We start from the raw sequence: 26,362 nt of genomic DNA, 5'->3' as shown, positions 1-26,362 counted from the left end.
TTATTATTTCGCTATATATTGATAACTATAACGAAATTATTAACATGCTAATGATGTAATGAGTTTACCCCTTTGGGAGTAAGGATTATTAATCCATGTCAAAGAGCGTTACCCTCCGGACCCGGAGGGCAGGAGGAGGTTATTGCGGTTCGGCGGATGAACCGTCCTGAGCGGGAGAGGTATTGGCTGGCGCATTGCCGCTGCTGGTGCGGGTATAAAGAATTTTATGCGTATCGTTCGCGCAATGGCCCACCACCTGTGAGTCCGGCTGATCGGCCTGGTCGTTAGGAACGATAGTGAGCGTAAAATTATCCGCCGGCACGCCGTTATTGATGATACGTTGTTCGATATCGCTTTTTACTCTCTCGCACGATCCCGGTGCCGCCATCACCAGCGAGGGGGCGCTAACTAACGCCAGAGCGGCTATTGCAGTTGCGATTTTCATCATGAACTCCTGTGATTAATGACGATGTTCTAAGCTTAGCATTTTTCGTGTAAATAACTGTATTTGCTAATATGATGATAAATATCTTTTCATCCTGGTGATACGTGTGAAGAAACCCCTTTTACTGACGTTATTGTGCATGATACTGGCAGGTTGTGATAACCCGAAATCCCTTGAGTCTTTTACGCCGGAAATGGCCAGTTTTTCGAACGAATTTGATTTTGATCCATTACGTGGTCCGGTAAAGGATTTCAGCCAGACATTGATGAGTGAGAATGGCGAAGTGGCGAAGCAGGTCACCGGTACGCTTTCACAGGAAGGCTGTTTTGATACGCTTGAGTTACACGATCTGGAGAATAATACGGGGCTGGCGCTCGTGCTGGATGCCAATTATTACCGGGATGCTCAGACGCTGGAAAAAAAGGTGCAGTTACAGGGGAAGTGCCAGCTGGCGGCGTTGCCTTCGGCGGGCGTGACCTGGGAAACGGACGACAACGGTTTTGTGGTATCGGCGACGGGCAAAGAGATGAAGGTCGAGTACCGCTATGATAGCGAAGGCTATCCGTTAGGTAAGACAACCATAAACTCGCAGAATAGGCTCTCTGTGACGGCAAAACCCTCCGCGAACCCGCGTAAAAAGCTGGATTATACGGCAGTCAGCCGGGTGGATGATCGACAGGTCGGCAACGTCACACAGAGCTGCGAATATGATGCGTACGCGAACCCTGTTGACTGCCGGCTTGTTATCGTCGATGAGAGCGTTAAGCCGGCAGTGTCCCACCATTACACCATTAAAAATCGTATCGATTACTACTAAACCGGGCGCGGTGCGACTCTCCGTGACTACCGCGCCGCGCTTACTGCGCGGTGGGTTTCAGGAGTGTAGAACCGGACGTTTTATGTTCATCCAGATACTGCTGCTGGAAGATACACATGCGGATGGTGTTACGGTATTCGCCGTTAATGAAGAACTCATGAATCAGCTCGCCTTCTACTCTAAACCCGAGTTTACGGTAGATGTGAATCGCTTTTTCATTCTCTTTATCGACGATCAAATACAATTTATAGAGATTGAGTACGGTAAATCCGTAATCCATCGCCAGTTTGGCCGCGCGTGACGCCAGGCCTTTTCCCTGGTACTCCGGCGAGATAATAATCTGAAATTCCGCCCGCCGATGCACATGGTTAATTTCCACCAGTTCTACCAGCCCGGCGTTTTCACCATCGCATTCGACGACAAAGCGCCGTTCGCTTTGGTCGTGGATGTGTTTGTCGTAGAGATCCGACAGTTCGACAAAAGCCTCATACGGCTCTTCAAACCAGTAACGCATAACGCTGGCATTATTATCAAGCTGGTGGACAAATCGTAAATCTTCACGCTCAAGCGGGCGCAGTCTGACCTTGTAGTCACTTGTCATACTGTATCCTTACACTTCCTTTTAGTTATCCTGCATCAGGGCGTAATAACGCGACCTGTACGACGATCCAGACACCGCAGCGTATTGGGCTCCCAATAGGCGTTGATGTTGGCGCTTTGCTCGCATTTATCGCGGTTATCAAAGGCGGCATCGGCTTTGTCCCACTCTTTTTCTGCGCGGGTATTCACTTTCTGACGCAGACTGCGAGTGTCGTTCCATTGTTCCTTTTCCATTGCCGCTTCCTGACGACTTTGTGCGCTATCTCCCGATTCAATCACCAGTTTACTGGTTTCAGCGAATGCGGAAGTAGTATATACAACGGCCGCCAACGTAAGCATTGCCGTCAGGCACAGGCGTTTGCTCAGCGTATTGTTCATCACAACATCCTTTCATTAGAGGGGAAAAAGCGGTAAACCACCTGTAAATTCTACACCAATCCTTATGCCTGGCATATACACAAGAATGGCCGGATAACCGTAACGATATTCTGTTGTATTATCACTTATCATTTCGTAACCAAATGAATCTCATGCTAAAGACGACTCTGCTTTTCTTTGTCACCGCCCTCTGTGAAATCATTGGATGTTTTCTTCCCTGGCTATGGATTAAGCGCGGCGCCAGCGTGTGGTGGCTTCTGCCTGCTGCCGCGTCACTCGCGTTATTCGTCTGGCTTTTGACCTTGCATCCGGCGGCGAGTGGGCGGGTTTATGCGGCTTACGGTGGGGTATATGTCTGTACTGCGCTCCTGTGGTTACGTGTTGTCGATGGCGTCCGGCTCACGGTTTATGACTGGTGCGGTGCGCTGATCGCGCTGTGTGGAATGCTGATTATCGTCGTCGGATGGGGACGTACGTAACATTGCCGCGCGACCAGAACATTTTGTGATCTGGCAGCGCTTTTTACATCAATATACTTGTATGGTAGTAGCTCAGTTGGGTAAATTTCCTGCATCCCATAATGCGATGTAAGGAATAAAAATGAAGATTGTAGGGGCTGAAGTTTTTGTTACGTGTCCAGGGCGTAACTTCGTCACCTTAAAGATAACCACGGAAGACGGGATCACCGGTCTGGGGGATGCCACCCTGAACGGACGCGAGCTCCCGGTGGCCTCGTACCTTACCGATCACCTGTGCCCACAGCTCATCGGGCGGGATGCTCGCCGCATCGAAGATATTTGGCAGTTCTTCTACAAAGGCGCGTACTGGCGCCGTGGCCCTGTCACCATGTCCGCCATTTCCGCGGTTGATATGGCGCTATGGGATATTAAAGCCAAAGCCGCCAATATGCCGTTGTATCAGTTACTCGGCGGCGCTTCGCGTGAAGGCGTCATGGTGTATTGCCATACCACAGGCCACACCATCGACGATGTGCTGGAAGACTACGCGCGTCATAAAGAGCAAGGGTTCAAAGCAATCCGCGTGCAGTGCGGCGTTCCGGGGATGAAAACCACCTACGGCATGGCGAAAGGCAAGGGGCTGGCCTATGAGCCTGCGACAAAAGGCCAGTGGCCGGAAGAACAATTGTGGTCAACGGAAAAGTATCTCGATTTTACGCCAAAGCTGTTTGACGCCGTGCGTAATACGTTCGGGTTTAATGAACATCTTCTGCACGATATGCATCACCGACTGACGCCTATTGAGGCTGCCCGCTTTGGCAAAAGTATTGAAGACTATCGTTTGTTCTGGATGGAAGACCCGACGCCGGCTGAAAATCAGGAGTGCTTCCGCCTGATCCGCCAGCATACGGTTACGCCGATTGCCGTAGGCGAAGTCTTTAACAGTATCTGGGATTGCAAACAGCTCATTGAAGAGCAATTGATTGACTACATCCGCACCACGATTACCCATGCCGGTGGTATTACCGGGATGCGCCGCATTGCCGATTTTGCCTCGCTCTACCAGGTGCGTACCGGTTCGCATGGGCCGTCCGATCTGTCGCCGGTTTGTATGGCCGCGGCATTACATTTTGACCTGTGGGTGCCTAACTTTGGCGTGCAGGAGTTTATGGGCTACTCCGAACAGATGCTGGAGGTTTTCCCGCATAACTGGACGTTCGAGGGCGGCTATATGCATCCGGGCGACAAGCCAGGACTGGGCATTGAGTTCGATGAAAAACTGGCGGCGAAATATCCGTACGATCCAGCCTATTTGCCGGTGGCCCGCCTGGAAGACGGCACACTGTGGAACTGGTAAGGAGCGAAAAATGAAAAGCATCGTAATCGAAAAACCGAATACATTAACTATCGAAACGCGCGCGCTTCCGCAGCCTGCGCCGGGTGAAGTTCGTATTAAAGTGAAACTGGCGGGTATCTGCGGTTCCGACAGTCATATTTATCGGGGACATAATCCCTTTGCAAAATATCCCCGTGTCATAGGCCATGAATTTTTCGGTGTCATCGACGCGGTAGGCGACAACGTCAATCGCGACCGGATAGGAGAACGGGTATCCGTCGATCCGGTGATCAGTTGCGGGCATTGTTACCCTTGTTCAGTCGGTAAACCCAATGTGTGTACCTCGCTGGTGGTGCTGGGCGTGCATCGTGACGGCGGTTTCAGCGAGTATGCGGTGGCGCCGGCCCGTAATGTTCATCGCATACCGGACAACATCGCGGACCATCATGCCGTCATGGTTGAGCCGTTTACCATTGCGGCAAATGTGACGGGGCAGGTGAATCCGACCGAGCAGGACGTGGCGCTTATCTATGGCGCAGGCCCGATGGGACTGACGACCGTACAGGCGCTGAAGGGGGTTTATCAGGTTAAAACGGTCATAGTCGTTGATCGCATTGAAGAGCGTTTAGCAATGGCGAAGCAGAGCGGCGCTGACTGGACCCTCAATAATGGTCAACATTCACTGGCGGAATTTCTACAGCAGAAGGCGCTAAAACCGACCTTGATTGTCGATGCCGCCTGTCATCCCGCTATCCTGCAAGAGGCGATTACCCTTGCATCGCCTGCGGCACGCATTGTCCTGATGGGATTTTCCAGCGACCCGTGTGAGATTGTACAGCAGGGTATTACCGGAAAAGAGCTGGCTATTTATTCATCGCGTCTTAATGCCAATAAATTCCCGGTCGTGATTGACTGGCTGAATAAAGGGCTTATTGATCCGGATAAGCTGATAACGCATACATTTGATTATCAACATGTCACCGACGCGATTGAGCTTTTCGAGAAAGACCAGCGTCAATGCTGCAAAGTCTTACTCACGTTTGCGAAATAATATAAATAATTGCGAGTAAGTGGTACGCATCTTACCTCTTAGAGATTGCCTATATGACACAAATAAAGCATGAACGATCGACTCAGGATTTAGTGCGCGCTGCCGTATCTGGCTGGTTAGGCACCGCGCTTGAATTTATGGATTTTCAGTTATATTCACTAGGCGCGGCTCTGGTCTTCCATGAGATATTTTTTCCGGAACAGTCTGCCGCGATGGCGCTTATTCTGGCAATGGGCACCTATGGTGCAGGTTATATAGCCAGAATTATCGGCGCCTTTGTTTTTGGTAAAATGGGAGACCGCATCGGACGAAAAAAAGTATTGTTTATTACCATCACCATGATGGGGATCTGCACCACGCTGATTGGCGTACTGCCGACGTATGCGCAAATCGGCATTTTTGCGCCAGTATTACTGGTGACATTGCGAATTATACAGGGGCTGGGCGCCGGGGCGGAAATTTCCGGTGCGGGTACTATGCTGGCCGAGTATGCGCCGAAAGGAAAGCGTGGCATCATTTCCTCGCTGGTCGCGATGGGCACCAACTGCGGTACGTTGAGCGCGACGGCGATCTGGGCGGTGATGTTCTTTGCGCTTGAACGCGAACAGCTGATCGCCTGGGGATGGCGTATTCCTTTCCTGGCGAGCGTCGTTGTCATGATATTCGCGATCTGGCTGCGAATGAATCTGAAAGAAAGTCCGGTATTCGAAAAAGTAAGCGAAGGCGAAAAATCGCCAGCGTTAACGCCTGCGTCAGAAAATACATTGGGCGCGATGTTTACCAGCAAATCTTTCTGGCTGGCCACCGGTTTACGTTTTGGGCAGGCGGGGAATTCGGGGCTTATTCAAACCTTCCTTGCCGGATATTTAGTTCAGACGTTATTATTTAACAAATCTATCCCAACCGATGCGTTAATGATAAGTTCCGTAATCGGTTTTATCACTATTCCACTATTAGGGTGGTTGTCCGATAAATACGGCCGTCGGCTGCCGTATATAATGTTGAATATCTCCGCGATTATTCTCGCCTGGCCGATGCTGTCTATTGTGGTAGATAAAACGTATAGCCCTGGCGTAATTATGGCGGCGCTCATTGTTATTCATAACTTTGCCGTGCTGGGATTATTTGCGCTGGAAAACATCACCATGGCGGAAATTTTCGGATCGCGTAATCGCTTCACCCGGATGGCGATTTCAAAAGAGGCAGGAGGCCTGGTGGCGGTTGGCTTTGGCCCCGTCCTCGCAGGGATCTTTTGTAACATGACCGATTCCTGGCTGCCCATCTTAATTATGCTGGTGCTCTACTCGTGTATTGGTCTGATTTCTGCGCTGTTGATGCCGGAGGTCAGAGATCGCGACCTGAGTCTGCCTGAGGATGCGGCGGAAGCGACAGCGGCAGAGAAGTTACGCCACTCCGCAACTCAGACGAGTTAAATCGTGTCGACGGTATGGCCGGAACGCTAATGCGGTTTCGGCCATGCTGTCCGGTCACTTTTGTTTAATTAGCGTAAATCCAAATGCACCAGGGCAGGCGTTACTCTGCGACTGTTCCGCTTTCAGAATATAGAGGTTATAAAATGCAAAACAGGCTTTTATCGGCAAAGGCGACGCTTCCTGATTACGATCGCGCGGCGCTGGCGGCGCGGATGGTCCATCTCGGTTTTGGCGCGTTTCATCGCGCGCATCAGGGGGTTTATACAGATATTCTGGCTGCGGAGCAGCATAGCGACTGGGGCTATTATGAGGTTAATCTTATTGGCGGCGAACAGCAGATTGCCGATCTAAAGCAGCAGGATAACCTCTATACCGTGGCGGAGATGTCGGCGGATGCCTGGACGGCGCGTGTGGTGGGCGTCGTCAAAGCGGCGTTGCATGTTCAGGTTGATGGTCTGGAACGTGTGCTGGCGGCGATGTGCGAACCGCAAATAGCGATTGTGTCTCTGACCATTACCGAGAAAGGGTATTGTCATTCGCCAGCCACGGGCCAACTTCTGCTGGAACATCCCATGATTGCCGCCGACCTGCAAAATCCGCATCAACCGCTAACGGCACCGGGTATTATTGTCGAAGCGTTAGCGCGTCGTAAAGCCGCAGGCTTACCGGCATTTACCGTGATGTCCTGCGACAACATGCCGGAAAATGGGCATGTGACGCGTCAGGTTGTAACGGCTTACGCCCGGGAGGTGGATGCGGAACTGGCGATATGGATCGAGCAAAACGTGACATTTCCGTCAACCATGGTTGATCGGATTGTCCCTGCGGTCACGCCGGAGACGCTGGATAAAATCGAACAACTGACCGGCGTGCGCGATCCGGCGGGCGTCGCCTGCGAACCGTTTCGTCAGTGGGTGATAGAAGATACGTTTGTGGCGGGTCGTCCGCAGTGGGAAAACGCGGGCGCGACGTTGGTCGCCGACGTGGTTCCGTTTGAAGAGATGAAACTGCGGATGCTTAACGGCAGTCATTCATTCCTGGCTTATCTGGGGTATCTTGCCGGCTATCAGCATATTAATGACTGTATGGATGACGACAACTATCGTCTGACCGCGCAGGCGTTAATGTTACGCGAGCAGGCGCCAACGCTGAAAGTCCAGGGGGTAGATTTACAGCGTTATGCCGATCAGTTGATTGCGCGTTACCGTAATCCGGCGCTGCGTCATCGTACCTGGCAGATTGCGATGGATGGCAGCCAGAAACTTCCGCAGCGTATGCTGGACTCCGTTCGCTGGCATCTTGCTAATCATAGCGATTTTGATTTGCTGGCGCTGGGCGTGGCGGGGTGGATGCGTTATGTTGGCGGCGTGGATGAGCAGGGCAAGGCCATCGACATTAGCGATCCGCTATTGCCGGTTATTCAGCGCGCCGTGCCAAACAGTGAAGAAGGCGCCAGTCGTGTTAAGGCGCTGCTGGGAATGGCAGAAATTTTCGGCAACGATTTGCCGCAGGCGGCGCGGTTTACGCAAAAAGTGCAAGAAGCCTATGACAGTTTACTGACATATGGCGCGAAAGCGAGCGTGGCGAAATATGCCGAGCGGTTGAAGTAGCGCAACAGAGACCCGGTAGCATTATGCTACCGGGAAGGCCGGAGCGGTTCTTAGCGGCCAGTGGTATCAGTTCATGCCAAGACGAATCAGTTCGACCGGCGCGAATTTACCTTCACAACCTTCGACAATCACCGTTTTGCCGCGGCGAATTTGACCTGCATCCAGACCTTCGCTCTCAATGGCTTTGATAATCCCGGTATGACCCGTGCCGCTTATCATGACCCGACTACCGGTAGTGATTGCGTTACGGTTACGATCGTATGTCATCATGGTGTTTTCTCCTTTCAAACTTACTGCCAAAGCCCGCAGGTTTCCCCGCATGACGGGCGACATATAAATACGCTTATCGTTGCGGATTTTTTTTGTTTTTGATCAAGCTCACGGCTTTTTAGGCGGGAATGTGCAGGGTGAGAAAGCGGAGAAGGCGTCTCACCCCGACGTTAAAGGGGGTTACTCTTCGCTAAACCAGCCGCTGTTTTCCTGACGGATAAGCTGAACGGATTCGCTAATTTCCTGCAAATGCTGGGTCATTGCGCTCTCAACCGCATTGCCGTCACGATTTTCCAGCGCGGAGAAAATATCATGGTGCTGGCGCAACAACATCTCCGGCGGAGAAACATGATCCAGACTCATATAGCGAACCCGGTCGATTGTCGCTTTGATATTTTCAATGGTATCCCACGCTAACTGGCAATCGGCGATCTGCGCCAGCTTTTGGTGGAAATCGTCATCAAGCTGGAAAAAATCATCAATCTGTTTGCGCTCGATAGCAATATGTTGCAGGTGCAGGTTTTGCGCCAGTTGATAGCACTGGTTGTCGGTGATCATCGCCGCCGCACGGCGGACCACCGCGCATTCGATCGCCTGCCGTACAAAACAGCCATTCTGTACCTGAGAAAGCGAAATCTTATTCACATAACTACCGCGCTGAGGGCGGATCTGAATCAACCCATTTTCCGCCAGCTTTATAAAAGCCTCGCGCACCGGTTGACGCGAAACGTTAAAACGGGTTGAGACCTCTTTTTCTGATAGCGGCGTGCCAGGCGGGATAAGACAATGCACGATATCACGCCGAAGAATACGGTAAATTTGCTGGTTGACAGGCTGTGTAGGGTTAAGCTGCGTTTCGACGGTCATTCATTCTTACTTTTTAGGCGGTTGACCCGGATACTCTACCACTTTTCCGTGGCGGTCTATACCGATCATGTTTCTGGTTGCAGATACGTTTGCCAGGGATTACCCGGCCCGCAGACCGGGTATAACCCCTTAGCTACGGTGGACGCTGAGCCCTGCGAAGGATTGGGTAACAGGCATCATTTCAACGGTATTAATATTCACATGCGCGGGGAGTGTGGCCACCCACCATACCGCTTCGGTAATGTCTTCTGGCGTGAGCGCGGTGGTATTTTCGTAGGTTTTACCCGCTTTCTCATCGTCGCCTTTGAAACGGACGCTGGAAAACTCGGTACCGCCAACCAGACCCGGTTCAATGTCGGTCACGCGAACCGCCGTGCCGTGTAAATCCGTGCGCAAATTCAGGCTAAACTGGCGCACAAAGGCTTTCGTCGCGCCATAGACGTTGCCACCAGCATAAGGCCAACTGCCGGCGGTTGAACCGATGTTAATGATATGACCGCGATTACGTTCGACCATTCCTGGCAGCACGGCGCGGGTCATATAAATTAAGCCTTTATTATTAGTATCGATCATAGTTTCCCAGTCTTCTACGCTGGCTTTATGCGCCGGTTCAAGACCCAGCGCCAGACCGGCGTTATTGACCAGCACATCAATATCGCGCCACTGCGCAGGCAGAGAGGCCATCATCTCTTCGATGGCCGCGCGGTTGCGCACGTCCAGTTGGGCGGTCAATACGTTCTCGCCAAGCTCATCTTTTAACGCTTGCAGGCGTTCATGACGACGTCCCGTGGCAATGACTTTATGTCCATTCTCAACAAAACGGCGTGCAATGCACTCGCCAAACCCTGCGGTTGCTCCAGTTACTAAAACGATCATCACACAGTTCCTCAACGCTTTTTGTGTTGTATTACCATAGCACGCGGCGTTTATGAAAGGGTAATCCTGGTTAACACGGTTGCGGTCAGCATAGGGGGAAGCTTACTCTTATGATCAACCTATTTTCAGGAGTGAAAAATGTCGACGAATCCTTTGTTAGACCAGAGTATGTTGCCCTATCAGGCACCGCGTTTTGATCGGATCAAAGATTGCCATTATCGTCCTGCTTTTGATGAGGGCGTGCGGCAAAAACGCGTGGAAATCGAGGCCATCGTCAATCATCCGACGGCCCCTGATTTTACGAATACGCTTCTGGCGCTGGAGCAAAGCGGGGCGCTTCTGTCACGCGTCACCAGCATTTTTTTCGCGATGACGGCCGCGCACACTAACGATGAACTCCAGCGGTTGGATGAGGCCTTTTCTGCCGAGCTGGCGGCGCTCTCCAACGATATTTATCTGAATAGCGCGTTATTCGCTCGCGTGGATGCCGTCTGGCAACAGCGTCACTCACTGGGGCTGGATGATGAGTCGCTACGGTTGGTCGATGTTATCCATCAGCGTTTTGTGTTGGCAGGCGCGCAGCTTGCCGAAGAGGATAAAGCGCGACTGAAGGTATTGAATACTGAATCAGCGACCTTAATGAGTCAGTTTAATCAGCGTCTGCTGGCGGCAAGTAAAGCGGGCGGGCTGGCGGTAGATGACGCGCATTGTCTGGCAGGATTAAGCCCGGAAGAAATGACCGTCGCTGCTGAAGCGGCGCGTGAAAAAGGCCTGGAGGAGCGCTGGTTCATTCCGCTCCTTAATACGACGCAACAGCCTGCGCTTGCTACGCTGCGCGATCGCCAGACCCGCGAAAATTTATTCGCAGCGTCATGGACTCGGGCGGAAAAAGGAGATGCCCACGATACCCGCGCTATCGTTCAGCGTCTGGTAGAGATTCGTCGCTGTCAGGCAAAACTGCTGGGTTTCCCCAATTATGCCGCATGGAAAATGGCCGATCAGATGGCGAAAACGCCGCAAGCCGCACTGAGCTTTATGCGTGGCATTGTGCCGCCAGCGCGTCAGCGTGTACTCAATGAACAGGCGGAAATTCAGAACGTCATTGATGGTGAGCAGGGCGGCTACACCGTTCAGGCCTGGGACTGGATGTTCTATGCCGAACAGGTACGGCGGGAAAAATATGCGTTAGATGAAGCGCAACTGAAGCCCTATTTTGCCTTAAATACGGTGTTGCAAGAGGGGGTTTTCTGGACCGCCAACCAGCTATTCGGCATCACCTTCGTCGAGCGTTTTGACATTCCGGTGTATCACCCTGATGTTCGGGTGTGGGAGATTTTCGACTCCGATGGTGTCGGCATGGCGTTATTTTATGGCGACTTCTTCGCGCGGGACTCGAAAAGCGGCGGCGCGTGGATGGGGAATTTTGTCGAGCAATCCACACTCAATGAAACCCGGCCCGTTATATACAATGTATGTAACTATCAGAAACCGGTTGATGGGCAGCCTGCATTACTGCTTTGGGACGACGTTATTACGCTCTTCCATGAGTTTGGTCATACGTTACATGGTTTGTTTGCCGTTCAGCGCTATGCCACGCTTTCAGGTACCAATACGCCCCGCGACTTTGTCGAGTTTCCCTCCCAGATTAATGAGCATTGGGCGAGCCATCCACGTGTGTTCGAACGCTACGCGCGTCATGTCGACAGCGGTGAAAAAATGCCTGCTGATTTACAGGAAAAAATGCGCAAGGCGAGTTTATTTAATAAAGGTTACGATATGACTGAATTGCTCGGCGCCGCATTGCTGGATATGCGCTGGCATATGCTGGAGGAGAGCGTAGCAGAGCAGTCTGTCGCTGAGTTCGAGCAGCAGGCGCTGGCCGCCGAGCATCTTGATTTACCGGCAGTGCCGCCCCGCTATCGCAGTAGTTATTTTGCCCATATCTTCGGCGGCGGCTACGCAGCGGGATACTACGCCTACCTGTGGACGCAAATGTTAGCGGATGACGGTTATCAATGGTTTGTAGAGCAGGGCGGCCTGACGCGTGAAAACGGGCAGCGTTTTCGTGATGCTATCCTTTCCCGGGGGAATAGTACTGATTTAGAAACGCTTTATTCAGCCTGGCGTGGACATGAACCGCATATTGACCCCATGTTGCAATATCGTGGGCTCGATCGCTAAGCTGATACGGTTGTTCGGCACTGTCGAACAACCGCCTGAAAATGAATCCTGCACTTCTGATGACAGCCAGTTAAATTTATGGGGTTAAGTTGTCTGAATATAACAAGGGCGTGCATTCGGATTTTTCTACTTATTTTCCCGTGGTGGCTTGATTGCCAAAGATTTATTACCGCTTCGCTGTTGATGTTTTCGAAAAATATATTTTCCGCTATGTGGTGGTATTATGTAAATAATGCAGAAATGAATTTGACACTGCGCACAGGGCGACTAGATTTAGAACTGTATCACATGATATGAGAAGACATATCATATTTAAAACGCAACATCATCATGAGGATTATATTATGGCAGAACATCGCGGCGGTTCCGGTAATTTTGCAGAAGATAAAGAGAAAGCCTCAGAAGCAGGTCGTAAAGGCGGCCAGCATAGCGGTGGGAACTTTAAAAACGACCCACAGCGTGCATCTGAAGCGGGTAAAAAAGGTGGCCAGAATAGCCACAGTGGCGGACGGAAATCCGGCAATTAATTTTACTCCTGATATTTCATAAATATATTCTGAAATATTGCACATACGATGCGGGCCATAGGCTCGCATTTTTTTATTCTGACCGGGAGTTATTCTGACCGGTCAGATGAAATTATTGTTTATGCTTTGTTAAAAGAAAAAGCAATTCAGCGAGGGCGAAGCGTACGCATTTTTCTAATACTTCCTGACAATCTCCGTTAAAATGTTGTCGGCTTGTAAAAGTCGTATTGTTAATATTCCAGGCAAACCAAACGGTGCCCGCAGGTGTGCCATCTTCGCCGCCTTCCGGCCCGCCATAGCCGCTGATCGCTATGCTGATATTGACCTCAGCCTGATCCTTAGCGCCCTGTGCCATTTCAGTAACAACCGCTTCGCTGACGGCGGTATGTTCGGCAAGACTGTGGCGTTGTACGCGTAAGATTTTTGCTTTGGCTTCATCAGTAAAGGTGACATACCCCACACCGTAAAATGAGGGCGTATCTTCTGCTGCGCACAATGCTGAAGCCAGTTTCCCGCCAGTGCAGGATTCTGCAGTGGTCAGACGGAGTTTCTGGTTAACCAGTAAATCACCAAGTTTTTTTGTCAGGCTATCGACGGATTCGGCTTCATCAAGGGTGACAATATCGTGCTGTTCTAATCTCATCGTTTATTTTTCCGTTACAGAGACAAATGAAATCTGTTCGTTCTTCTCAAGTATGGCATATTTATTTTATGACATTGTCAGTGAATGATTATTTTATCCAGTCACCAACAAACCCGCTGTTGCATAACTTGCTTACTTTCTTACGGCGATGACTGTCATTGATTATGCGTAAGGCCATTATCCTCAAAAAATAAAGCCGATTATTCTGAATTGCTATCCAGACGTTGATGCATATGACTTCAGCTATGTGGCAAGTTAACTATTACGCCGTTACGCTTTCGCGCTCACTGGCGCTGATATCGGTTGCATATTAATCCGGATGGGTTGATTTTATTGCTTAATATTCTGCGGGTAAATTCATGTTTGTAAAAACTAAAAATAGCGGCCAGACTTAATACGTCAAATAGACGTTATTAAGGAGAGAGCATGAAACTACAGGTGGCTGCATTTTTAAGTTTTCTGATAATGCCTTACGCGCTAGCGGAAGATCAGGGGGGATTAAAAAAAGACGTGGCACCGCCGCCGCCTCATGCTATTGAGGATGGTTATCGCGGTACGGATGATGCAGAAAAAATGACCATCGAACAGGCAAAAACCCTGCATGATGGCGCGACCGTTTCGCTGCGCGGCAACCTTATTGATCATAAAGGCGACGATCGCTATGTATTTCGTGATAAATCCGGCGAGATTAACGTGATAATTCCTTCCGCCGTATTTGATGGGCGGGAAGTTCAGCCGGATCAAATGATCAACATTAACGGTAGTCTGGACAAGAAAGCGAAGGAACCGCTTGTTCGCGTGAACCGACTGCAAAAATAACGCGCGCTAACCGGCAATCTCCAGGTCAGCCATACGGGGCACGCGGCTGGCCTGATACCATGGGTCTTGTAAAAGCGCCTGGGGGACAAAAGGTCCCATAATGTCTTATTCAGGTCTGGTTGCGTATCGTTTAAGCTTCATTGATATTGACGGTGCTACAGTCGTTAGCGATCCGTTATCCTCGCAAGAATTTGCCCGGTAGCGTATAAGCAAAACACAAATCTATCCATGCAAGCATTTACCGCTGGTGAACCGGCGGTTTTTTTTTGCCTGCCATCCAGACAAAAGCGGCCCCTTGCGCAACGATGCAGCAAGGGGCCGGCTCTGCGAGGGATTATCTCCGTTCATTAATCATCCCATTTGTGACTGAACCAGGCGGCCAGAAATCCGGAAAATAAAATAATTCCTAATACAACGATAAAAAGGTTAATACTGCCTAACATCTCGTTTCTCCTTATTTTAGCGTGCATCCTCTTTTTTAAAAAACCTCGTACAGACTATAGTACTAATTTATACTTAAGCAAAGTCTGAATTGCGTATTTATTTTACTGGAAGGGTAAAGCATTAGAATATTTTCGTCAGCGCCCAGGAATATTCCTGAATTACCGCAGTGACAGCAGATAATTAGCCTGTAATATATAGGGTTAACCCGGTGCGCCAGAAACGGCGCACATGACTGGCTGCAGATAATTAACAGGTGATAGCCTGTTGCGTAGGGGTAATCCGCATTCCTTTTAACATCAGTGCCCATGCGAACACAATGGCGATTATCAGGACAACGAAAAGCGACCAGGCGGGAAGCGTCGTCAGGATGACGCCGCTGACCAGCGGGTTTACCGCCGCACCCAGCCAGCCCAGCGATTGCGCTGAAAAATAGCTGGCTTTCATCCCGGCAGGCGCAATGTTGTCAATTAACATATATTCGCCGGGGGCATAAATAATTTCGCCAATCGTGAATACTGCCGCTGAAAGCCCCCAAAAAAACAGATTGTCGCCTGAAAAAATAAATCCGATGAGCCCGGCGATAAAAAAGACGGTGCCGGTCGTCATCATTGGTCGAATATTGACGGCGGTAAGTCGACGGCCCACGGCGTATTGCAAACTGACCACAATAACCGCATTAACCGGCAGGACGACGGCTACCACTTTTTCCGCGAAGCCGCTATCGGCAACGACCATAACGTACTGTGAAATACAGGACGCAAAGGCCCCCCCCACAAAGGAGGCCAGAAATGCCGAAAGCGTAAACCACAATAATGCTTTGTCGCGCAGCAGAACGGAGGGAGACCAGATAGCGGCATTTTTCCCCTCGCTGGCGGCAACCGAACGTGTCACCCATACCTGAATAAAGACCAGCGGAAATGCGGAACAGATAGCGGCAAGCCAGAAGGGTAAATTGATGCTTTGCATCACCAGCAGCGTGCCGAGCGGCGGGCCAACCGTCCAGCCGATATTGAGTACGGTATAGTTGAGCGAAAAAATCCGCGTTTTTGTTGTCGCGGTAAGGTTATCGGCGAACCAGGCCTTCAGGACGGTAGAAAAAACCGAATAGGCACAGTTAATAAGCGCAAAAAGCAGGACAACCAGTACGACATTATGCACCATTGGGATGGCGATAAATCCGCAGGCGAAGGCGATAATCGCGAGTAACATGTAGCGCTTTTTATCAAACTTGTCCGCCAGAATCCCAAAGCCAAGACTAAAGACGACGCCAATCGTTAACGCGCTGGTCAGCGCGTAGCCAATCAGATCCACGCCTAAACCGTACTGACGGTTAAGATAGATGGTCATAAAGGGGAGCGTGGCGCCGCGTCCAATCGTCAATAACAGCGATGAGGCGAGTAGAGCCAACGTCGAACGTCTCAATCCTGGATTCATTTTTCCTGCCTGAAATGGAGGTTACGTATCGGGACGTTTTAATCTACCGTGCCCGCAAAAGCATGATGTCTGTACGCTATAGCGTAGTCTTAACATACCATAACGCAGGATTTTGCCCATCGTGTGTTGTTCAATGCCATGCTCACGGTAAAAAGAAAAGTCCTGTTATGGCGCACTGATTTCCGATAACTTACCTTTTTACAAAATTTTAATAATGACAGGGGCCGATGATGTCGCGTAAAGACGGTTTTTTGGCGTTACTGGTGGTTGTCGTATGGGGGCTCAATTTTGTTGTCATCAAAGTAGGCCTGCACCATATGCCGCCATTATTGCTGGCAGGATTACGATTTTTACTGGTGGCGTTTCCGGCAATTTTCTTTGTCGCCCGGCCTCAAGTCCCGCTTACGCTGTTGCTGGGCTATGGCCTGACGATAAGCTTTGGGCAGTTCGCCTTTCTCTTTTGCGCGATAAAGTTTGGTATGCCCGCAGGACTGGCGTCGTTGGTATTACAGGCGCAGGCCTTTTTTACCATGGCATTGGGGGCGTTTGTTTTTAGCGAGCGGTTACAACGTAAGCAGTTGGCGGGAATCGCCCTGGCGATTATAGGTGTACTGGTATTGATTGAAGCCAGTCTCAACGGACAGCATATAGCGATGTCGGGATTTATGCTGACTCTGGCGGCGGCATTTAGCTGGGCCTGCGGCAATATCTTTAATAAAAAAATTATGCAACATAGTCCGCGCCCGGCGGTGATGTCGCTGGTGGTCTGGAGCGCGCTGATCCCGATCCTGCCGTTCCTGCTGTCATCGCTGCTACTGGAGGGGGCGGATCACATTACGCAAAGCCTTATTACCATTGATATGACGACGATATTGTCGCTGCTTTATCTGGCTTTTGTCGCCACTATACTTGGCTACGGCATCTGGGGCGCGTTACTGGGGCGCTATGAGACCTGGCGCGTGGCGCCGTTATCATTGCTGGTGCCGGTAGTCGGGCTGGCGAGCGCCGCGGTGTTACTCGGGGAAACGTTGACCGGGATGCAGCTTGCGGGCGCAGTACTGATTATGGCTGGACTCTATATCAATGTGTTTGGATTTCGTGTGCGCCGTACTGCGCGTGTCAGGGGATGAGGCATTATGTTACTAAGAAGACAAACGCTAATTTCAGACCATGCCGCGGGGTAATAGCGGCGGACTCGTCATCGCCAGACAGTACTAAAAAAATGCCCCGCAAAACGGGGCAAAGAGGTTAAAGGTGTTGGTCGTTATAATAGGGCACGCCTAATTCATCTGACTTATCGCTGTTCACGCTCACGGGGTGAAGGTCATTTGGCGGATCGCCTACACAGGGCAGCAGCATCACATCGCGGCTATTTTGCGCCACAGGTAACAAAGTTTGTTCTGCAATGCCATATCCGGAGGCGATAAGTAACAGACCCGGCAGGGCGGGAAACAGCATTTTCATAGTGCTCTTCGCGTGGCGCATAAACAAACTAGTAGTTGCCATGGTTCAGCGGCAGCATATACCGTGATTCGCCATGCATATTGGTGATCCGGTATTTGTGTGGCGGCACATCAAAATAGTTTTTGAACGTCCGGGTCAATGTTTGCTGTGACTCAAAGCCATAGCGTTCCGCCAGATAGAGAATGGGCTCGTTGCTCTCTTTTAATTTTTGCGCGATTTCCGTCATTTTACGGCTGCGGATGTATTGGCCTAATGAATGACCGGTCTCTTTTTTAAACATCCGTTGCAGGTGCCATTTGGAATATCCTGAACGCTCAGACACTTTTTCCAGTGAGAGCGGCGACTCCAGGTTATCCTCGATCCAGTCCAAAATGCTATGAATAGTAATAGCGTCAGTGTTGCGTCTGGACATCGTCATACCTCTTTTTTGTCTACGGCAGAATTTTCTTGAGCAAATACTCAAGCGTTGCCACTTCGTCCGCCGTTAAGTTTTTTGTTAATTCCTGATGCAGGTCTTGCCCTGGTCGTTGATGACATTGCTCACAAATTGCCGCGCCGTCCGGCGTTAGCTTCACCAGTACGCCGCGTTTGTCATTAGGATTCGGCAGTCTTTCGATCCAGCCTTTGCACAGCAGGCGGTCGAGCATCCGCGTCAATGCGCCGAGATCGACAGACAGCACTTTTTTAAGTTCAACCGGGGTAATACATCCCGCGCAGCGTATCGAGCAAAGCACTTTAAACTGTGTTGCGGTGATATCCAGCGGGGATAAATAGTTATTTAACAGGCGATCTTTTTTTTGATTTACCATGTAGATCAAGCGACCCAGCGGAATGATTTCATTGAACAGATCACTGGTGCTTTTCAAAATGGTTGCCCCGGCAAGTAATTAATTTCGTCAGATACTATTGCCCAGGCAAGTATAAGTCAACTAAATGAATTGGCCGATGCCACGATTTGCTAAAAGGCGTCCGGGGTATTGTGCTGTGATAACTTGTAACTAATTGATAATTGCAGGTTATAGGTTGTAGAGGATATTAATTTGCACACTGGCGAAATGGCGCGCCTGGGTAACTTCACTTTATACTTCCGGTTCATGAAACGCTGATGGGTAAGAGATAGTATTATGATGGATTTGTTTAAAGCGATTGGATTGGGGCTGGTCGTACTGCTCCCGTTAGCCAATCCGCTAACCACCGTGGCGCTGTTTCTTGGCCTTGCGGGCAATATGAATAGTGCGGAACGCAACCGGCAGTCCTATATGGCTTCGGTTTATGTCTTCGCTATTATGATGGTGGCGTACTATGCCGGGCAGTTAGTCATGAACACCTTCGGTATTTCGATTCCAGGGCTACGGATCGCCGGGGGGTTAATCGTGGCGTTTATCGGCTTCAGAATGCTTTTCCCGCAGCAGAAGGCGCATGAGTCGCCGGAAGCGAAAAGCAAATCGGAGGAGCTGGCAGACGAACCGACGGCTAATATTGCATTTGTTCCACTGGCTATGCCAAGCACCGCAGGACCGGGGACCATCGCAATGATCATCAGTTCCGCTTCCACGGTGCGTCATGGCGGCGAGTTTCCCGACTGGGTCATTATGGTTGCGCCGCCGATTATTTTTCTTGCCGTGGCGGTGATCCTGTGGGGATGCTTACGCAGTTCTGGCGCTATTATGCGGCTGGTGGGTAAAGGGGGGATTGAAGCGATCTCCCGCTTAATGGGATTCCTGCTGGTGTGTATGGGCGTGCAATTTATTATCAACGGCGTGTTGGAAATTATTAAAACGTACCACTAAGGCGCATTGTCGTCTGCCGGAAACCTGTTCCCGGCAGACGAATGTCTTAATGCGGTTGTTCTTCCAGCGTCACTGGCCATTTGCGGAATATGAGCACAGCCCATACCAGCGCGGCACAGGCGGGTATGGCGCCAATATAGCCGATGGCCGACATTGACCAGTGCAAACTCACCTGATTGCCTACCAGCGCGCCAGCGCCAATACCAATATTAAAGATGCCTGAAAATAGCGCCATTGCGACATCGGTCGCGTCCGGGGCCAGCGCCAGTACTTTCACCTGCATACCGAGCCCTATCACCATAATCGCGATGCCCCAGAAAATGCTCAGTATGGCCAGATGCGCTTCGCTCTCCGCCGCGGGCAGCAGCAGAAGCAGACAGACAACCAGCAGGGCAATAGCGATACTGACGAGCGACGAGGCATGGCGATTACCCAGTTTACCAAACACGAGGCTGCCGATGATCCCGGCGCCGCCGAGGATCAGTAACAGGACGGTAGCAAAATTCGCATTGAGCCCGGCGACATTCTGAACGAACGGTTCAATATAGCTATAAGCTGTGTAATGCGCAGTCACCACAACGACGGTCAGTACATAGAGGCTCATCAGCGCCGGGCGCCGGAATAGCAAAGGTAAACTTTTTAGTGAGCCGGAATGCTCGCTCGGCAATTTCGGTAGAAGCTTAATCAGACATAGCAGCGTAATTAATGCGCCCATGCCGATGGCAAAAAAGGTGGTGCGCCAGCCAAAATACTGACCAACAACGCGACCTATCGGCAGCCCAAGCACCATGGCCAACGCGGTGCCGGTCGCTATCAGACTTAATGCCTGCGCGCGTTTCCCGGCAGGGGCCAGGCGGATCGCCAGAGAGGCGGTTATCGACCAGAAAATAGCGTGGGCGAAAGCGATGCCAATACGGCTAATGACCAGCACGGTAAAGTTCCATGCCAGGAAGGAGAGCACGTGGCTGGCAATAAACAAAACAAACAGACAAATGAGTAGCTTACGGCGCTCCATTTGACTGGTAAGAAGCATAAAAGGCAGCGACATGACGGCAACTACCCAGGCGTAAATGGTTAGCATGATGCCGACCTGCGCGGTTTGCATATGAAAGCTTTCAGCAATGTCTGATAGCAAACCAACCGGCACAAATTCTGTGGTATTGAAAATAAAAGCGGCAATAGCAAGCGTAACTACCCGTAGCCACGCGACCTTGCGGGAAACTGGATTGATTGTCATAAAAATATTTCGGGTTAGTTGCGAGAAGGTGAGGCCGCGATCTTAAAACGTTTACTGGCGAAAAGACAATCATTTTGTGACCTGCTTCTCATTTACTTCGCAGGCCGTTTCGTCTTCAGTCGACGCTCGCCAGTTGGGCGTTAAGTAACTCGATAAAGGCCTCAAGCTGACGCGTCATCGCCCCGCGCCGCCACATTAGCCATGTGTTAAGCCAGCGCCACTTCTCCGCCAACGGCCAGGCTTCCACCTGATGATGTCCTGGCATACTGTTGAGCATACTTGCTGGCATCAGCGCAATACCTGCGCCGGCAATTACGCACGCCAACATTCCATGATATGACTCCATTTCGTGAATCGTACCGGGGGTCGCGCCATCGGCATGAAACCAGCTTTCGAAATGCCGTCGGTAAGAACAGTTGGCGCGAAAAGCATAGATGTTATAACCATTCACCTCGCTGGCCCGCGAAACGACGGAATGGCCGTGTGGCGCGACGATCATCATCTCTTCCTGGTAAGCCGGTATACCTTCCAGCCCCGGATGCATTAGCGGGCCATCAATAAAGGCGGCGTTCAGCTTTCCCTCGAGCACGCCATCCAGCATGGCGCCGGAAGGACCGGTCGTTAACGCGAACTGAATTTTAGGGTAACGCTGGTTATAACCCGCCAGCAGCGCGGGGATACGTACGGCGGCAGTACTTTCTAACGCGCCGAGTGAAAACAGTCCTTGCGGTTCCTCTCCGGCAACCACCATACGGGCTTCATCAACCAGCGCCAGGATCTGCTGGCTGTAACGTAAAAAGTTATGCCCGGCTGGTGACAGCCTGAGTCGCTGGTTTTCGCGAATAAACAGAGAGACGCCCAGGTCGGCTTCAAGCTGACGGATACGCGTGGTCAGGTTGGACGGAACGCGGTGTACTTTTGCCGCCGCCTGCGTGATGCTGCCCGTCAGAGCGACAGCGTTAAACATTTCCAGTTGCGTCAGGTCCATGGTTTTCTCAATTCGTGAATAGTCTGGTTAATATTATTCATTTTTCAGAAAGGGTAAAGGGCGTCATGATGGTACAACTCCCCTGATAACGAGAGAAAGAACATGACCATGATGACTGCAACACAGGCGTTATCCGTGAATCCTGCGACCGGCCAGACGCTGGCGGCAATGCCCTGGGCTAACGCGCAAGAGATTGAACATGCGCTGAGTCTGGCGGCGAGCGGTTTCAAAAAGTGGAAAATGACATCAGTAGCGCAACGGGCGCAAACATTACGTGATATTGGTCAGGCGCTTCGCGCTCATGCAGAAGAGATGGCGCAATGTATTACGCGTGAAATGGGGAAACCCATAAAGCAGGCGCGTGCGGAAGTGACGAAATCCGCCGCGTTATGCGACTGGTATGCGGAACATGGCCCGGCAATGCTGAATCCTGAGCCTACGCTGGTAGAAAATCAGCAGGCGGTGATTGAATACCGTCCGCTGGGCGTCATCCTGGCGATAATGCCGTGGAATTTTCCTTTATGGCAGGTGTTACGCGGGGCAGTGCCGATACTGTTGGCGGGGAATAGCTACTTGTTAAAACATGCGCCCAATGTCACGGGTTGCGCGCAGATGATAGCCCGAATCTTGACGGAAGCCGGTACTCCTGCTGGCGTCTATGGATGGGTGAACGCCAATAATGAGGGCGTGAGTCAGATGATTAACGATCCGCGAATCACGGCGGTGACGGTGACCGGTAGCGTGCGCGCCGGCGCGGCGATTGGCGCTCAGGCTGGGGCGGCGCTGAAAAAGTGCGTACTGGAACTGGGTGGCTCGGATCCGTTTATTGTACTCAATGATGCCGATCTCGAGCTGGCGGTAAAAGCCGCGGTTGCCGGACGCTATCAAAACACCGGACAAGTCTGCGCCGCCGCCAAACGTTTTATTGTCGAAGAGGGCATTGCGCAGGCGTTTACCGATCGTTTTGTGGCGGCTGCCGCAGCATTAAAGATGGGGGATCCTCTGGTTGAAGAGAATGACCTGGGGCCGATGGCGCGCTTTGATCTGCGTGATGAACTCCATCAACAGGTGCAGGCTTCCGTCGCCGAAGGCGCACGGCTACTGTTGGGCGGCGAGAAAATCGCCGGGGAGGGCAACTATTATGCCGCGACCGTTCTGGCGGATGTCACACCTGACATGACGGCATTTCGTCAAGAGCTTTTTGGGCCTGTTGCCGCCATTACCGTTGCAAAAGATGCGGCGCACGCCCTCGCGCTGGCGAATGACAGTGAGTTTGGCCTGTCGGCGACGATCTTTACCGCCGACGATACGCTGGCCGCGGAGATGGCGGCGCGTCTTGAGTGCGGTGGGGTATTCATTAATGGTTACAGCGCCAGCGATGCGCGTGTGGCATTCGGCGGGGTGAAGAAAAGCGGCTTCGGTCGCGAGCTTTCGCACTTTGGTTTACACGAATTTTGTAATGTGCAGACCGTCTGGAAGAACCGCGTCTAATCGCCCTGACGTCGCGTGGCGCCCTCTGCTATACTCGCAGGCCTTTTCAGACCTGCGAGCAAGGAGCATGTTGTGGCCAGGGCCATGGATAATGCAATTTTAGAGACGATTTTACAGCGCGTTCGCCCCCTCATTGGCCAGGGCAAAGTCGCTGACTATATTCCGGCATTAGCGTCCGTCGAGGGTTCAAAGCTGGGGATAGCGATTTGTACCGTGGACGGGCAGCATTATCAGGCGGGCGATGCGCACGAACGCTTCTCTATTCAGTCTATTTCGAAAGTGCTCAGTCTGGTGGTGGCGATGCGTCATTATCCGGAAGAGGAGATCTGGCAGCGCGTCGGAAAAGATCCTTCCGGCTCGCCGTTCAATTCGTTGGTTCAGTTAGAGATGGAACAAGGCATCCCGCGTAATCCATTTATTAATGCGGGCGCACTGGTGGTATGCGACATGTTGCAAGGCCGGCTTAGCGCGCCGCGTCAGCGGATGCTGGAAGTTGTGCGCGCGCTTTGCGGCGTATCGGATATTACGTATGACGCTACGGTCGCGCGCTCTGAATTTGAGCATTCCGCCCGTAACGCCGCTATTGCCTGGCTGATGAAATCATTCGGTAATTTTCATCATGATGTGCCTACCGTGTTGCAAAATTACTTTCACTACTGTGCGTTGAAAATGAGCTGCATGGAACTGGCGAGGACGTTTGTCTTTCTGGCGAATCAGGGCGAGGCGTTTCATCTCGACGAGCCGGTAGTTACCCCCATGCAGGCCCGGCAGATTAATGCGCTAATGGCGACCAGCGGGATGTATCAGAATGCCGGCGAGTTTGCCTGGCGGGTGGGATTGCCCGCTAAATCCGGCGTGGGCGGCGGTATTGTCGCCATAGTGCCGCATGAAATGGCGATTGCCGTCTGGAGTCCGGAGCTGGATCCTGCGGGAAACTCTCTGGCAGGTATCGCCGCGCTTGAGCAATTAACACAAACGTTAGGACGTTCGGTATACTGATGAATGCGCTTGAACCGATCTTTGCCCGCCTGGCGCGATCGACATTTCGTTCGCGTTTTCGTCTCGGGATAAAAGAAAGACAATATTGCTGGGATAAAGGCGCGGAGGTGATTGATAAACACGCCGCCGATTTTATCGCCCAGCGACTGGCGCCAGCTCACCCGGCGAATGATGGTAAGCAAACGCCGATGCGGGGCCATCCGGTATTTATCGCGCAACATGCGACGGCAACCTGCTGTCGCGGGTGCCTGGCGAAGTGGCACCAGATACCTCAGGGAGAACCGCTGAGTAAAGCGCAGCAACAGTATATTGTCAGCGTTATCCATTACTGGCTGGTCATACAAATGAATCAGCGGTAGAGCAGCGCGTCGTTGCTGACGCTTTCCCTGATAAATTACCCTCATACCACTGATAGCAGCCGTTGACCGTCATATATCTCATGCGCTGAAGCGCATATTTAGTTACAACATACAGTTAGTTGTTTTTTTTCAACGCCTGTCAGCACTGTGCAAAAAAATGTTCTACAGGGCAGGGAACCCGTGTATCGCCAGAAGCTTGCAACCTTGATCTGGATCACGTTTAATGACAGTGCTTTTTCACCTGCTGAAGATAATCATGATCGTTAGACCACAACAGCACTGGATTCGCCTGATATTTGTCTGGCATGGTTCCGTGTTATCTAAAATCTTTTCACGACTGCTCCTTAACTTTCTTCTTTCTATCGCCGTTATTATCATGCTGCCCTGGTACACAATGCTGGGTATTAAGTTTACCCTTGCGCCGTTTAGCATACTGGGCGTCGCTATCGCCATTTTTCTGGGGTTTCGCAATAATGCCTGTTATGCGCGTTACGTCGAAGCCCGACATTTGTGGGGGCAGTTGATGATCGCTTCACGCTCAATACTGCGTGAGGTGAAAACAACCTTACCTGATGAACGCGGTATCGAGGATTTTGTTCGGTTACAAATCGCTTTTGCCCACTGTTTACGTATGACATTGCGTCGACAGCCTCAGACGCAAGTTTTGGGCAACTATCTTGACCAGGAGGCGTTACAGAAAGTTGTCGCTTCCCATTCCCCCGCTAACCGTATCTTATTGCTGATGGGAGAGTGGCTGGCGATTCGCCGCCGCAGCGGAAAGCTTTCCGATATTTTATTTCATAGCCTCAACAACCGCTTAAATGATATGTCGTCAGTATTGGCCGGCTGTGAGCGCATCGCCAATACGCCGGTGCCTTTTGCCTATACGTTAATTTTGCATCGTACAGTTTATCTTTTCTGCATTATGTTGCCATTTGCACTGGTGGTTGATCTGCACTATATGACGCCGTTTATTTCGGTGCTTATTTCTTATACGTTTATCGCGCTGGATGCGTTAGCGGAAGAGTTGGAAGATCCGTTCGGTACTGAAAATAATGATTTACCGCTGGATGCGATATGCAATGCGATAGAAATCGATTTACTGCAAATGAATGATGAAAGGGATATTCCGGCAAAACGGATACCGGATAAACGCTATCAACTGACCTGAGCTCGACTTAACTGGCGCAGAATGTTCATCTGCGCCATAACCTGAAGAGCAAAGCTTAATAGCCTTCTCCAACGCCGGTTTTGGCTGGACCGGAGTAGTGGACATGAACGATTCGCCATCCTGTGTTTGGTATCTTTGCCCACACCTGGCTTTCGCGGCCTGTCGTGTGTTGAGTTTGCCCATTATCACGACGTACCGCGGTAAAATGCCAGTCGAACTCTGCAACGGCGGCATTGCCATACACATGAATAGCAGGGGGAGCGTCCAGTTTTAATGTGCGTTTGCTGAAGGTTTTACCCATAGTGGCACCATAAAAATTTTCAGCGATCTGCGACCATCCGCGTTCGTGACCGCGTGGATGAATAAAACTGGTTTCCGATGAAACATAAAAGAGCTGCTTGCCTAACGTTGGGTCTGCCTTATCTATTGAATAAAGGTAGCGGTTAATACCTTCTGTAATTTCATGTTTAACGGTCGACGTAGCTTCATTTTGTGCGGCGGTTGGCGTTGCCGCTGATGCCGATGACGCCATCAGAGTTAACGTTATCGCGGCAGCCGAAAACAATAGTGACGTTTTTTGCATAATAGTTATACCCATATGGTCTGTTTTTGAGACGCTTTATCTTTCCTGTTACGTTCACCTTTATACTAAAGGAGCATGACTCACGAACAAT

General features: G+C 51.1%; 30 protein-coding genes. 15 read left to right on the top strand and 15 right to left on the bottom strand.

Features of this window, described 5'->3' with window-relative positions:
• Positions 1-139: 139 nt before the first annotated feature.
• Positions 140-448, bottom strand: a complete 309-nt coding sequence (locus tag NA197_RS01360) for a DUF1161 domain-containing protein (RefSeq protein WP_000975516.1) — start codon at positions 446-448, stop codon at positions 140-142.
• 103 nt (positions 449-551) lie between these two features.
• On the opposite strand from NA197_RS01360, the gene NA197_RS01355 reads away from it, so the two are divergent.
• The gene (locus NA197_RS01355; RefSeq protein ID WP_000743118.1) at positions 552-1,262 is read left to right on the top strand and encodes a YnfC family lipoprotein; all 711 of its coding nucleotides are present in this window, start codon (positions 552-554) and stop codon (positions 1,260-1,262) included.
• Positions 1,263-1,302: 40 nt separating this feature from the next.
• On the opposite strand, the gene speG is transcribed toward NA197_RS01355, so the two are convergent.
• A complete protein-coding gene (gene speG / locus NA197_RS01350) occupies positions 1,303-1,863 on the bottom strand; it encodes a spermidine N1-acetyltransferase (protein ID WP_000199997.1) in 561 nt (186 codons plus the stop codon).
• A 35-nt stretch (positions 1,864-1,898) separates the two neighbouring features.
• Positions 1,899-2,240 carry a DUF1283 family protein gene (locus tag NA197_RS01345; protein ID WP_001066440.1) on the bottom strand — a complete coding sequence of 114 codons (342 nt, stop codon included), beginning with the start codon at positions 2,238-2,240 and terminating at the stop codon, positions 1,899-1,901.
• Positions 2,241-2,392: 152 nt separating this feature from the next.
• Here NA197_RS01345 and NA197_RS01340 point away from each other — a divergent pair, with 152 nt between their 5' ends.
• The 5 genes from NA197_RS01340 to NA197_RS01320 all read left to right on the top strand — a co-directional run bounded on the left by NA197_RS01340 (position 2,393) and on the right by NA197_RS01320 (position 8,128).
• Positions 2,393-2,719 (top strand): YnfA family protein, encoded by a 327-nt coding sequence (locus NA197_RS01340; protein WP_000921382.1) that lies wholly within the window; start codon positions 2,393-2,395, stop codon positions 2,717-2,719.
• A 121-nt stretch (positions 2,720-2,840) separates the two neighbouring features.
• Complete coding sequence (rspA, locus tag NA197_RS01335; protein WP_017465702.1) at positions 2,841-4,055, top strand: starvation-sensing protein RspA; 1,215 nt, start codon at positions 2,841-2,843, stop codon at positions 4,053-4,055.
• A gap of 10 nt (positions 4,056-4,065) precedes the next feature.
• Positions 4,066-5,085 carry a Zn-dependent oxidoreductase gene (locus tag NA197_RS01330; protein ID WP_064043540.1) on the top strand — a complete coding sequence of 340 codons (1,020 nt, stop codon included), beginning with the start codon at positions 4,066-4,068 and terminating at the stop codon, positions 5,083-5,085.
• A 53-nt stretch (positions 5,086-5,138) separates the two neighbouring features.
• Complete coding sequence (locus NA197_RS01325; RefSeq protein ID WP_064043541.1) at positions 5,139-6,518, top strand: MFS transporter; 1,380 nt, start codon at positions 5,139-5,141, stop codon at positions 6,516-6,518.
• A 143-nt stretch (positions 6,519-6,661) separates the two neighbouring features.
• Positions 6,662-8,128 carry a mannitol dehydrogenase family protein gene (locus NA197_RS01320; protein ID WP_064043542.1) on the top strand — a complete coding sequence of 489 codons (1,467 nt, stop codon included), beginning with the start codon at positions 6,662-6,664 and terminating at the stop codon, positions 8,126-8,128.
• A 66-nt stretch (positions 8,129-8,194) separates the two neighbouring features.
• Here the strand turns inward: NA197_RS01320 and ydfZ are convergent, their stop codons facing one another.
• From ydfZ to ydfG, 3 genes are all read right to left on the bottom strand, one after another.
• Positions 8,195-8,398 carry a putative selenium delivery protein YdfZ gene (gene ydfZ, locus NA197_RS01315; protein WP_000989267.1) on the bottom strand — a complete coding sequence of 68 codons (204 nt, stop codon included), beginning with the start codon at positions 8,396-8,398 and terminating at the stop codon, positions 8,195-8,197.
• Between the two features lie 180 nt (positions 8,399-8,578).
• Positions 8,579-9,265 (bottom strand): GntR family transcriptional regulator, encoded by a 687-nt coding sequence (locus NA197_RS01310; RefSeq protein WP_000215563.1) that lies wholly within the window; start codon positions 9,263-9,265, stop codon positions 8,579-8,581.
• 129 nt (positions 9,266-9,394) lie between these two features.
• Positions 9,395-10,141 carry a bifunctional NADP-dependent 3-hydroxy acid dehydrogenase/3-hydroxypropionate dehydrogenase YdfG gene (gene ydfG / locus NA197_RS01305; RefSeq protein WP_000636564.1) on the bottom strand — a complete coding sequence of 249 codons (747 nt, stop codon included), beginning with the start codon at positions 10,139-10,141 and terminating at the stop codon, positions 9,395-9,397.
• Positions 10,142-10,279: 138 nt separating this feature from the next.
• Here ydfG and dcp point away from each other — a divergent pair, with 138 nt between their 5' ends.
• Together dcp and NA197_RS01295 are read left to right on the top strand one after the other, a co-directional pair.
• Positions 10,280-12,322, top strand: coding sequence for a peptidyl-dipeptidase Dcp (gene dcp, locus NA197_RS01300; RefSeq protein ID WP_064043543.1), 2,043 nt, complete (start codon positions 10,280-10,282; stop codon positions 12,320-12,322).
• Positions 12,323-12,666: 344 nt separating this feature from the next.
• Positions 12,667-12,849 (top strand): general stress protein, encoded by a 183-nt coding sequence (locus NA197_RS01295; protein ID WP_000807642.1) that lies wholly within the window; start codon positions 12,667-12,669, stop codon positions 12,847-12,849.
• Between the two features lie 112 nt (positions 12,850-12,961).
• Here the strand turns inward: NA197_RS01295 and NA197_RS01290 are convergent, their stop codons facing one another.
• Positions 12,962-13,492 (bottom strand): 2-oxo-tetronate isomerase, encoded by a 531-nt coding sequence (locus NA197_RS01290; RefSeq protein WP_023217851.1) that lies wholly within the window; start codon positions 13,490-13,492, stop codon positions 12,962-12,964.
• 426 nt (positions 13,493-13,918) lie between these two features.
• Between NA197_RS01290 and NA197_RS01285 the strand changes: the two genes are divergently transcribed.
• A complete protein-coding gene (locus tag NA197_RS01285) occupies positions 13,919-14,311 on the top strand; it encodes a YdeI family stress tolerance OB fold protein (RefSeq protein WP_000776351.1) in 393 nt (130 codons plus the stop codon).
• Positions 14,312-14,658: 347 nt separating this feature from the next.
• Here the strand turns inward: NA197_RS01285 and mgtS are convergent, their stop codons facing one another.
• A complete protein-coding gene (gene mgtS / locus NA197_RS01280; protein ID WP_000901531.1) occupies positions 14,659-14,754 on the bottom strand; it encodes a protein MgtS in 96 nt (31 codons plus the stop codon).
• Between the two features lie 247 nt (positions 14,755-15,001).
• Positions 15,002-16,189, bottom strand: coding sequence for an efflux MFS transporter YdeE (ydeE, locus tag NA197_RS01275; protein ID WP_064043544.1), 1,188 nt, complete (start codon positions 16,187-16,189; stop codon positions 15,002-15,004).
• Between the two features lie 227 nt (positions 16,190-16,416).
• Between ydeE and eamA the strand changes: the two genes are divergently transcribed.
• On the top strand, positions 16,417-17,319 hold the full coding sequence (eamA, locus tag NA197_RS01270) for an O-acetylserine/cysteine exporter (protein ID WP_000987757.1): 903 nt from the start codon (positions 16,417-16,419) through the stop codon (positions 17,317-17,319).
• Between the two features lie 118 nt (positions 17,320-17,437).
• Here eamA and marB read toward each other — a convergent pair whose 3' ends face one another.
• Genes marB through marR form a run of 3 tightly spaced genes read right to left on the bottom strand, consistent with a single transcriptional unit; the run spans position 17,438 to position 18,519 of the window.
• Complete coding sequence (marB, locus tag NA197_RS01265) at positions 17,438-17,653, bottom strand: multiple antibiotic resistance protein MarB (RefSeq protein WP_000783049.1); 216 nt, start codon at positions 17,651-17,653, stop codon at positions 17,438-17,440.
• Between the two features lie 28 nt (positions 17,654-17,681).
• Positions 17,682-18,065, bottom strand: a complete 384-nt coding sequence (gene marA / locus NA197_RS01260) for an MDR efflux pump AcrAB transcriptional activator MarA (RefSeq protein ID WP_000091194.1) — start codon at positions 18,063-18,065, stop codon at positions 17,682-17,684.
• A 19-nt stretch (positions 18,066-18,084) separates the two neighbouring features.
• Positions 18,085-18,519, bottom strand: a complete 435-nt coding sequence (marR, locus tag NA197_RS01255; RefSeq protein WP_000843434.1) for a multiple antibiotic resistance transcriptional regulator MarR — start codon at positions 18,517-18,519, stop codon at positions 18,085-18,087.
• Positions 18,520-18,777: 258 nt separating this feature from the next.
• Between marR and NA197_RS01250 the strand changes: the two genes are divergently transcribed.
• Positions 18,778-19,443: a MarC family NAAT transporter gene (locus NA197_RS01250; RefSeq protein ID WP_000968968.1), complete on the top strand. Its 666-nt coding sequence runs from the start codon at positions 18,778-18,780 to the stop codon at positions 19,441-19,443.
• Positions 19,444-19,489: 46 nt separating this feature from the next.
• Here the strand turns inward: NA197_RS01250 and NA197_RS01245 are convergent, their stop codons facing one another.
• Together NA197_RS01245 and ptrR are read right to left on the bottom strand one after the other, a co-directional pair.
• On the bottom strand, positions 19,490-20,680 hold the full coding sequence (locus NA197_RS01245; protein ID WP_064043545.1) for a sugar transporter: 1,191 nt from the start codon (positions 20,678-20,680) through the stop codon (positions 19,490-19,492).
• A 115-nt stretch (positions 20,681-20,795) separates the two neighbouring features.
• Entirely contained in the window at positions 20,796-21,668 is an 873-nt protein-coding gene (gene ptrR / locus NA197_RS01240) for a putrescine utilization regulator PtrR (RefSeq protein WP_000366539.1), read from the bottom strand.
• Between the two features lie 102 nt (positions 21,669-21,770).
• Between ptrR and sad the strand changes: the two genes are divergently transcribed.
• The 4 genes from sad to NA197_RS01220 all read left to right on the top strand — a co-directional run bounded on the left by sad (position 21,771) and on the right by NA197_RS01220 (position 25,688).
• Positions 21,771-23,159 carry a succinate-semialdehyde dehydrogenase gene (gene sad / locus NA197_RS01235; protein ID WP_064043546.1) on the top strand — a complete coding sequence of 463 codons (1,389 nt, stop codon included), beginning with the start codon at positions 21,771-21,773 and terminating at the stop codon, positions 23,157-23,159.
• Between the two features lie 72 nt (positions 23,160-23,231).
• Positions 23,232-24,158, top strand: a complete 927-nt coding sequence (glsB, locus tag NA197_RS01230; RefSeq protein ID WP_000090081.1) for a glutaminase B — start codon at positions 23,232-23,234, stop codon at positions 24,156-24,158.
• A complete protein-coding gene (locus tag NA197_RS01225) occupies positions 24,158-24,517 on the top strand; it encodes a DUF4186 domain-containing protein (protein ID WP_064043547.1) in 360 nt (119 codons plus the stop codon). Before glsB ends, NA197_RS01225 begins: the two co-directional genes overlap by 1 nt.
• A gap of 256 nt (positions 24,518-24,773) precedes the next feature.
• Positions 24,774-25,688 carry a bestrophin family protein gene (locus NA197_RS01220; RefSeq protein ID WP_001670736.1) on the top strand — a complete coding sequence of 305 codons (915 nt, stop codon included), beginning with the start codon at positions 24,774-24,776 and terminating at the stop codon, positions 25,686-25,688.
• 55 nt (positions 25,689-25,743) lie between these two features.
• On the opposite strand, the gene NA197_RS01215 is transcribed toward NA197_RS01220, so the two are convergent.
• Positions 25,744-26,286: a YybH family protein gene (locus NA197_RS01215; RefSeq protein ID WP_064043548.1), complete on the bottom strand. Its 543-nt coding sequence runs from the start codon at positions 26,284-26,286 to the stop codon at positions 25,744-25,746.
• Positions 26,287-26,362 lie beyond the last annotated feature (76 nt).

It is taken from the genome of Salmonella sp. NW884 (assembly GCF_051700745.1).
Taxonomy (GTDB): Bacteria; Pseudomonadota; Gammaproteobacteria; order Enterobacterales; family Enterobacteriaceae; genus Salmonella; species Salmonella enterica.
The sequence above is the reverse complement of the archived record's forward strand: the minus strand, read 5'-3'. Positions and strand labels throughout refer to the sequence as shown.

Coding starts and splice junctions, on each gene's coding strand:
- NA197_RS01225 (WP_064043547.1), top strand. CDS start 24,158: ATGAATGCGCTTGAACCGATCTTTGCCCGCCTGGCGCGATCGACATTT.
- NA197_RS01215 (WP_064043548.1), bottom strand. CDS start 26,286: ATGGGTATAACTATTATGCAAAAAACGTCACTATTGTTTTCGGCTGCC.
- NA197_RS01290 (WP_023217851.1), bottom strand. CDS start 13,492: ATGAGATTAGAACAGCACGATATTGTCACCCTTGATGAAGCCGAATCC.
- ydfG (WP_000636564.1), bottom strand. CDS start 10,141: ATGATCGTTTTAGTAACTGGAGCAACCGCAGGGTTTGGCGAGTGCATT.
- sad (WP_064043546.1), top strand. CDS start 21,771: ATGACCATGATGACTGCAACACAGGCGTTATCCGTGAATCCTGCGACC.
- NA197_RS01320 (WP_064043542.1), top strand. CDS start 6,662: ATGCAAAACAGGCTTTTATCGGCAAAGGCGACGCTTCCTGATTACGAT.
- NA197_RS01245 (WP_064043545.1), bottom strand. CDS start 20,680: ATGACAATCAATCCAGTTTCCCGCAAGGTCGCGTGGCTACGGGTAGTT.
- dcp (WP_064043543.1), top strand. CDS start 10,280: ATGTCGACGAATCCTTTGTTAGACCAGAGTATGTTGCCCTATCAGGCA.
- marA (WP_000091194.1), bottom strand. CDS start 18,065: ATGTCCAGACGCAACACTGACGCTATTACTATTCATAGCATTTTGGAC.
- NA197_RS01340 (WP_000921382.1), top strand. CDS start 2,393: ATGCTAAAGACGACTCTGCTTTTCTTTGTCACCGCCCTCTGTGAAATC.
- NA197_RS01360 (WP_000975516.1), bottom strand. CDS start 448: ATGATGAAAATCGCAACTGCAATAGCCGCTCTGGCGTTAGTTAGCGCC.
- NA197_RS01345 (WP_001066440.1), bottom strand. CDS start 2,240: ATGAACAATACGCTGAGCAAACGCCTGTGCCTGACGGCAATGCTTACG.
- NA197_RS01295 (WP_000807642.1), top strand. CDS start 12,667: ATGGCAGAACATCGCGGCGGTTCCGGTAATTTTGCAGAAGATAAAGAG.
- ptrR (WP_000366539.1), bottom strand. CDS start 21,668: ATGGACCTGACGCAACTGGAAATGTTTAACGCTGTCGCTCTGACGGGC.
- NA197_RS01325 (WP_064043541.1), top strand. CDS start 5,139: ATGACACAAATAAAGCATGAACGATCGACTCAGGATTTAGTGCGCGCT.
- ydeE (WP_064043544.1), bottom strand. CDS start 16,189: ATGAATCCAGGATTGAGACGTTCGACGTTGGCTCTACTCGCCTCATCG.
- mgtS (WP_000901531.1), bottom strand. CDS start 14,754: ATGTTAGGCAGTATTAACCTTTTTATCGTTGTATTAGGAATTATTTTA.
- rspA (WP_017465702.1), top strand. CDS start 2,841: ATGAAGATTGTAGGGGCTGAAGTTTTTGTTACGTGTCCAGGGCGTAAC.
- NA197_RS01330 (WP_064043540.1), top strand. CDS start 4,066: ATGAAAAGCATCGTAATCGAAAAACCGAATACATTAACTATCGAAACG.
- eamA (WP_000987757.1), top strand. CDS start 16,417: ATGATGTCGCGTAAAGACGGTTTTTTGGCGTTACTGGTGGTTGTCGTA.
- speG (WP_000199997.1), bottom strand. CDS start 1,863: ATGACAAGTGACTACAAGGTCAGACTGCGCCCGCTTGAGCGTGAAGAT.
- NA197_RS01310 (WP_000215563.1), bottom strand. CDS start 9,265: ATGACCGTCGAAACGCAGCTTAACCCTACACAGCCTGTCAACCAGCAA.
- NA197_RS01250 (WP_000968968.1), top strand. CDS start 18,778: ATGATGGATTTGTTTAAAGCGATTGGATTGGGGCTGGTCGTACTGCTC.
- NA197_RS01220 (WP_001670736.1), top strand. CDS start 24,774: ATGATCGTTAGACCACAACAGCACTGGATTCGCCTGATATTTGTCTGG.
- NA197_RS01285 (WP_000776351.1), top strand. CDS start 13,919: ATGAAACTACAGGTGGCTGCATTTTTAAGTTTTCTGATAATGCCTTAC.
- marB (WP_000783049.1), bottom strand. CDS start 17,653: ATGAAAATGCTGTTTCCCGCCCTGCCGGGTCTGTTACTTATCGCCTCC.
- ydfZ (WP_000989267.1), bottom strand. CDS start 8,398: ATGATGACATACGATCGTAACCGTAACGCAATCACTACCGGTAGTCGG.